Genomic DNA, 6865 nt, shown 5'->3' on the forward strand with positions numbered 1-6865 from the left:
AGGAGGCGGACGAGATGAGCAGCACCACCACCGGACAACGGATCGTCGTACTGGGCGCCGGGTACGCCGGGCTCACCGCGGCCAAGGGCGCCGGCCGGCACCACGACGTCACCCTGGTCGCCCCCGAGGAGCGGATCCTGCACCGCATCCGCCAGCACGAGACCGCGGCCGGCCGCGGCCGCGACTGGCCCACCGTCGACGAGCTCACCCGCGGCGGCCGGATCACCCACCGCCGGGCCCGGGCCGTCGGACTCGACCCGGCCGCGCGCGAGGTCCGGCTCGACGACGGCACCACCCTCGGGTACGACACCCTGGTCCACGCCCTCGGCAGCCGCACCGCCTGGCACGCCGTCCCCGGCGCCGAACAGCTCGCCTACCCGGCGGAGCGCGCCGCCGAGCTGCGCCGCCGGATCGACACGGCCGACCGGCCCGGCACCCTGGCCGTGGTCGGCGGCGGCGCCACCGGCATCGAGCTGGCCACCGAACTCGCCGAGGCCCACCCCTCCTGGCAGGTGCGGATCGTCGCGTCCGGCCTGGTCGGCGGCGTCTACTCGGCCAAGGGCCGGGCCCACGTCCGGCGCGTCCTCGCCCGGCTCGGCGCGACCGTCCACGAGCACACCACCGTCACCGAGGTCACCCCGGACGGGCTGCGCACCACCGCCGGCCCGATCGGGGCCGACCTCGTCGTCTGGGCCGCCTCGCTGGAGCCGCACCCGCTGGCCGCCGAGGCCGGACTGGCCGTGGACGAGCGCGGCCGGGCCGTGGTGGACGACCACCTGCGGTCGGTCTCCCACCCGGACGTCCATGTGATCGGCGACGCCGCCGCGGTCACCGTCCCCGGCATCGGCACCCTGCGGATGGGCTGCGCCACCGCCCTGCCGCAGGGCCAGTACCTCGGCAGGCTGCTGGACGGGCGCACCGAGGAGCCGTTCTCGTTCCGGTACCAGGTGCAGTGCGTGAGCCTCGGCCGGCGGGACGGGCTGCTCCAGGTGGTCCGCCCGGACGACTCGATGCGGCCCACCGTGTTCACCGGCACCGCGGGTCGGCTGGCGAAGGCGGCGATCGTCGCCGTGGTCCTCAACAGCCTGAAGTAGGCCCGCCGGAACGCCGGCCGGGGGCGGAGCGCTCCAGGCGGCTCCAGGCGGCTCCGGAAACGCCGGAAGGGCCCGGGCGGGTGCCCGGGCCCTTCCGGCGTGCGTCGCCGCCGTGCCGCTACTTCTTGTCCTTCGGCGTCTCGGCGTCGGTGGACAGCGCGGCGATGAAGGCCTCCTGCGGGACCTCCACGCTGCCGACCATCTTCATCCGCTTCTTGCCTTCCTTCTGCTTCTCCAGCAGCTTCCGCTTACGGGAGATGTCACCGCCGTAGCACTTGGCGAGGACGTCCTTGCGGATCGCGCGGACCGTCTCACGGGCGATCACCCGGGAGCCGATGGCCGCCTGGATCGGCACCTCGAACTGCTGGCGGGGGATGAGCTTCTGCAGCTTGCCGGCCATCATCACGCCGTAGCTGTAGGCCTTGTCCTTGTGCACGATCGCGGAGAACGCGTCCACCGGGTCGCCGTGCAGCAGGATGTCGACCTTCACCAGCTGGGCGGCCTGCTCGCCGATGGGCTCGTAGTCCAGCGAGGCGTAGCCGCGGGTCTTGGACTTCAGCTGGTCGAAGAAGTCGAAGACGATCTCCGCGAGCGGCAGGGTGTAGCGCAGCTCGACCCGGTCCTCGGAGAGGTAGTCCATGCCCTGGAGGTTGCCGCGGCGGGACTGGCAGAGCTCCATGATCGCGCCGACGAACTCGTTGGGCGCCAGGATGGTGCCGCGCACGACCGGCTCGAACACCTCGGAGATCTTGCCGGTCGGGAACTCGCTGGGGTTGGTGACGGTGTGCTCGGTGCCGTCCTCCATCACCACCCGGTAGACCACGTTCGGGGCGGTGGAGATCAGGTCGAGGTTGAACTCGCGCTCCAGGCGCTCCCGGATGATCTCCAGGTGCAGCAGGCCGAGGAAGCCGCAGCGGTAGCCGAAGCCGAGCGCGACCGAGGTCTCCGGCTCGTACACCAGCGCGGCGTCGTTGAGGCGCAGCTTGTCCAGGGCGTCGCGCAGCAGCGGGTAGTCCGATCCGTCCAGCGGGTACAGGCCGGAGAACACCATCGGGCGCGGGTCCTTGTAGCCGCCGAGCGGCTCGGTGGCGCCCTTGTGCATCGAGGTGATCGTGTCACCGACCTTGGACTGCCGGACGTCCTTCACACCGGTGATGATGTAGCCCACCTCGCCGACGCCGAGGCCGTCCGCGACCTTCGGCTCGGGCGAGATGACGCCGATCTCCAGCAGCTCGTGGGTGGCGCCGGTGGACATCATCGCGATGCGCTCGCGCTTGGTGAGCTGGCCGTCCACGACACGGACGTAGGTGACCACGCCGCGGTAGGAGTCGTACACCGAGTCGAAGATCATCGCGCGGGCCGGGGCGTCCTTGACGCCGACCGGGGCCGGGACAGTGTTGACGATGTGGTCCAGCAGGTCCTCGACGCCCAGGCCGGTCTTGGCGCTGACCTGGAGCACGTCGGACGGGTCGCAGCCGATGATGTGGGCGATCTCGGCGGCGTACTTCTCCGGCTGGGCGGCCGGGAGGTCGATCTTGTTGAGGACCGGGACGATCGTGAGGTCGTTCTCCAGCGCCAGGTACAGGTTGGCGAGGGTCTGCGCCTCGATGCCCTGGGCCGCGTCGACCACCAGGATGGTGCCCTCGCACGCGGCGAGGGAACGGGACACCTCGTACGTGAAGTCCACGTGGCCGGGGGTGTCGATCATGTTGAGGATGTGCGTCGCCCCGGCGTTCGGGCCGGTCTTCGGCGCCCACGGGAGGCGGACCGCCTGCGACTTGATGGTGATGCCGCGCTCACGCTCGATGTCCATGCGGTCGAGGTACTGGGCACGCATCTGCCGGGGGTCGACGACGCCGGTGATCTGCAGCATCCGGTCTGCGAGCGTCGACTTGCCGTGGTCGATGTGGGCGATGATGCAGAAGTTGCGGATCAGCGCCGGGTCGGTACGGCTGGGCTCTGGCACATTGCTGGGGGTCGCGGGCACCTTGGTCCGATTCTCCGTTGGTCCGGGGCCGGGGGTGTCCGGATCATCGCTGACCGGTTTCCCGGGGACCGGACAGTCTCGTCCGATCGAAATAGTTCCTCCCATCTTCCCACGACTGCGGCCCGGGGCACCGTCCGGGAGTCTCCCGGGCACCCGGGGCGGTCCCCGTGGGTGCCGGGGAAGCTCCTCGCGGGCGTCCGGGGCGGCGCTCGCGGGCGCCCGGGGGCGGTCCTCGCGCGGGCCCGGGAGTGGTCCTCGCGGGCGTCCGGGTGCGGCCCTCGCGGGCGCCCGGTTTGGGGCGGGCAGCGGGCCCCTGGTAGCGTGGGCTGCTGCACCTGGCCTCGGCATGCCCTCTCAGCTTGACCGAAGGCCGCCGGTTGCAAACCCGTTCACAATCTTTAGACAGACTGAGGCTCCTTCGTGGCGAACATCAAGTCCCAGATCAAGCGCAACAAGACCAACGAGAAGGCGCGCCTGCGCAACAAGGCCGTCAAGTCCTCGCTGAAGACCGCTCTGCGCAAGGCCCGTGAGGCCGCTGCCGCCGGCGAGACCGAGAAGGCCACCGAGCTGGCCCGCGCCGCCTCCAAGGCGCTGGACAAGGCCGTGAGCAAGGGCGTCATCCACGCCAACCAGGCCGCCAACAAGAAGTCGGCCATCACCAAGCGCGTCAACACGGCCGTCCAGGCCTGACGCCCCCGGGGGCGGTGACCCCCATCGCTTCGGGACGACCCGGCCCTCTACCCGGACCCCCGAGGCGCGCGAGACTCGCACCGTACGCGGCCTGCGTTCGCCACGCGGGTGCGGTGCAAACAAGTAGTGCGACAGGCGTCGCAGTCGGCCTCCTTCCCGGAGACCACTGCGGCGCCTGTCGCGTTCCGCGGTCCGGCCGCTATGGTCGGTCGGGTCCGTTCGAGGTGCGGTTCGGGGTGCGGGGAGCACCCCGACGCCAGGTCCAGGGGGAACTTCCATGACGACGCCACCGCCGCCACCAGCACCGAACGGACCGGGGTACGGCTTCCCGCAGCAACCGGGCGGGGGCGCGCAGCCGGTACCGGGCGCCCCGGGGCCCGCGGGCGGCTTCGGACCGCCGCCGGGGCTGCCCACCGCGCCCGGCCTGCCCGCCGCCCCGGGCCCCGGACGGAGCGGGAACCTGCGGCGCAACGCCGTCTGGGCGTTCGTCGGCGCGGTGATCGTCTCGGTCGGCTGGGCCGCCGCCGTGATGACCGTCCCCGGCCTGGTCACCAGCCAGTCCTCCCCGCGCGACCTGCGCGGATACCGGCTCTCCGACGACTTCTGCACCACCGGGAAGCCCACGAAGATCCTCCAGACGTACTCCGTCTCGGACACCTCCAAGCCGACCCACCACACCGACCGGCACCCGGCGCTGGACAGCATGAACTGCTCGATGTCGCTCAAGCGCACCGGCGGCACCAGCGACAGCGAGTACGCCAACCTCTACATGCGCGTCGACCTGCACAAGGCGGTCAACCCGGCGCCCGAGCTGGAGGCCAACAAGGAGCTCTACCGGGCGCGCGGCTACCAGGTCACCGACATCGCGGGGCTCGGCGAGGAGGCGTACTTCCTCTACAAGGACGACGGCTCGGACCAGTACCACAGCGTCTACGCCGAGCTGGACATCCGCGACGGCGGGATGACGTACTACGTCACCTACTCGGCCAGCTACACCGAGGGCAAGGGCAAGCCGCCGTCCAAGGACGAGCTGCGCGGCGCCCTCCAGTCCGACGGGCAGGACGCCCTCCGGGCCATGAAGAAGTAGGCCGGACCGCCCGCACCGCCGCCCCGCGCCGCCAGTGGCCGGACCATCGGTGGGCGGGCCCTCGGCGGACGGGCCATCGGCGGACGGGCCATCGGCGGACGAGCCGTCAGTGGGCGGGCTGTCAGTAGGCGGGCCGGGAGCCGGCCCGGGATGCCCGGGCGACGGCGACCACCGCGCGCTCCAGGGCGTAGGCCGGGTCGTCCGATCCGCCCTTGACGGCGGCGTCGGCCTGGGCGATCGCGGTCAGCGCGGTGGCCACCCCGTCGCCCGTCCAGCCACGCATCTGCTGGCGGACCCGGTCGACCTTCCACGGCGGCATGCCCAGCTCGCGGGCCAGGTCGCCCGGGCGCATGTTCCGCCCGGCGCTCGCCAGCCGGCCGATGCTGCGCACCCCGGAGGCCAGCGCGTAGGTGATGCCGGTCGGCGGCTGGCCGACGGCCAGCGCCCAGCGCAGCCGCTCCAGCGCCTCCGCGGCCCGGCCGGTGACCGCCAGGTCCGCCACCTCGAAGCCGGTCGCCTCGGCCCGTCCGCTGTAGTAGCGGGCCACCACCGTCTCGTCGATCGCGCCCTCGACGTCCGAGGTCAGCTGGTGGCAGGCGGCGGCCAGCTCGCGCAGGTCGCTGCCGAGCGCGTCCAGCAGCGCCTGGCAGGCCTCCGGGGTCGCGGAGCGGCCCAGGGTGCGGAACTCGCCCTTGACGAAGGCCAGCCGCTCGCTCGCCTTGGCCAGCTTGGCGCAGGCCACCTCACGGCCGCCGGCCTTGCGCCCGGCGTCCAGCAGGCCCTTGCCCTTGGCGCCGCCGGCGTGCACCAGCACCATGATCACTTCCTCGGCCGGCGCCTCGATGTACGCCTTGACCTCCTTCACCGAATCGGCGGAGAGGTCCTGTGCGGCCCGGACCACGATCACCTTGCGCTCGGCGAACAGCGACGGCGTGGTCAGCTCGGCCAGGCTGCCCGGCTGCAGGCCGCCGGGCGGCAGGTCCCGCACGTCGGTGTCCGGGTCCGCCGCCTTCGCCGCCGCCACCACCTGGGCGACCGCGCGGTCCAGCAGCAGCTCCTCCTGGCCGACCGCGAGGGTCAGCGGGGCGAGCAGGTCGTCGGGTGCACTCTTCCTGGCCATCGCCTACCAGCATCCCACGGGCCGCGGACACTCCCGCCCGACGGAGCGGGCGGCCCGACCTGGACAATGGCCGGGTGAGCGAGAACCAGACCACCGACCTCCCGGACGTCGACGACCCGTACGCCCGGCAGCTGCTCGTCCTGCCCGACCGCGACACCGCCCAGGAGGCGGCCGAGGAACTCGGCGCCACCCAGCCCGACCTCGGCGAGCTCGAAGTCGTCCGCGACGCGCTCGCGGGCGAGGACGACGCCGAGGACGCCCAGTGGCTGGTCGTCGCCGAGGCCCCGGAGAGCGGCTGGACCCCCGCCCTGCTGCACGCCCTCGACACCCTCGCGACCGGCTACGAGGGCTGGCGCGAGGAGGCCTGAGGCCCGCGGCCCGCCCCCGGCACCCGGCACCCGGCACCCGGCACCCGGCACCCGGACATCTTCCGGGCCGGCTCGACCACTGCGGCGAGCCGGCCCCTGTCGTCGGCGCCCCCATCCGCCCGGCCCGACCCGGCGGCAGCACCGTCGCGGTGATCGGATCAGGGTCGGGGAACAGCTCGGCGAGGACGTCCTCGGGCAGCGAGACCACGGCCAGCGAGGCGTTCAGCGCGACGGACGCGCACCGGGCGCCGAAGGCGTCGCCCTCGGCCGGCAGCGGCGCGCTCCGGCTTGCCCGGAGCGCGCTGCAACCCGCATTTCCGGGCCTTTGCGCGTTCCCGTGGCACCTTGCCGCGGGCTGCCCTCACCTCCCCCCTGGGCTTGTGGCATTTCTCCGGCGCGCTCCGGGCCCGGGCCCCCCGCCCGCCCCACCGGTAATGGTTTAAAAAAGCCCCCCACCAAACACCCACCCCCCCCAACAAGGGTAATATAAAAAAAAAAACCCCCACACAAAAAGGGAGG

The 6865-nt window shown here is 72.6% G+C and carries 6 protein-coding genes; 4 read left to right on the top strand and 2 right to left on the bottom strand.

All coding sequences use genetic code 11. The annotated features are described in order from the left end of the window. The first annotated feature begins 14 nt into the window (after nucleotides 1–14). A complete protein-coding gene (locus tag ACFVUY_RS13490; protein ID WP_387729729.1) occupies nucleotides 15–1094 on the top strand; it encodes an NAD(P)/FAD-dependent oxidoreductase in 1080 nt (359 codons plus the stop codon). Nucleotides 1095–1212: 118 nt separating this feature from the next. Here ACFVUY_RS13490 and lepA read toward each other — a convergent pair whose 3' ends face one another. Then, complete coding sequence (gene lepA, locus ACFVUY_RS13495) at nucleotides 1213–3081, bottom strand: translation elongation factor 4 (protein WP_359903081.1); 1869 nt, start codon at nucleotides 3079–3081, stop codon at nucleotides 1213–1215. Nucleotides 3082–3501: 420 nt separating this feature from the next. Between lepA and rpsT the strand changes: the two genes are divergently transcribed. Together rpsT and ACFVUY_RS13505 are read left to right on the top strand one after the other, a co-directional pair. Then, the gene (gene rpsT / locus ACFVUY_RS13500; protein WP_030309778.1) at nucleotides 3502–3771 is read left to right on the top strand and encodes a 30S ribosomal protein S20; all 270 of its coding nucleotides are present in this window, start codon (nucleotides 3502–3504) and stop codon (nucleotides 3769–3771) included. 277 nt (nucleotides 3772–4048) lie between these two features. Beyond that, on the top strand, nucleotides 4049–4858 hold the full coding sequence (locus ACFVUY_RS13505) for a hypothetical protein (RefSeq protein ID WP_387693727.1): 810 nt from the start codon (nucleotides 4049–4051) through the stop codon (nucleotides 4856–4858). A gap of 121 nt (nucleotides 4859–4979) precedes the next feature. Here ACFVUY_RS13505 and holA read toward each other — a convergent pair whose 3' ends face one another. Then, nucleotides 4980–5978 (bottom strand): DNA polymerase III subunit delta, encoded by a 999-nt coding sequence (holA, locus tag ACFVUY_RS13510; protein WP_387693726.1) that lies wholly within the window; start codon nucleotides 5976–5978, stop codon nucleotides 4980–4982. A 74-nt stretch (nucleotides 5979–6052) separates the two neighbouring features. On the opposite strand from holA, the gene ACFVUY_RS13515 reads away from it, so the two are divergent. Further along, the gene (locus ACFVUY_RS13515; protein ID WP_359903089.1) at nucleotides 6053–6346 is read left to right on the top strand and encodes a hypothetical protein; all 294 of its coding nucleotides are present in this window, start codon (nucleotides 6053–6055) and stop codon (nucleotides 6344–6346) included. Nucleotides 6347–6865 lie beyond the last annotated feature (519 nt).

Source organism: Kitasatospora sp. NPDC058063, assembly GCF_042885395.1.
In the GTDB taxonomy this organism is placed as follows: Bacteria; Actinomycetota; Actinomycetes; order Streptomycetales; family Streptomycetaceae; genus Kitasatospora; species Kitasatospora lactacystinica.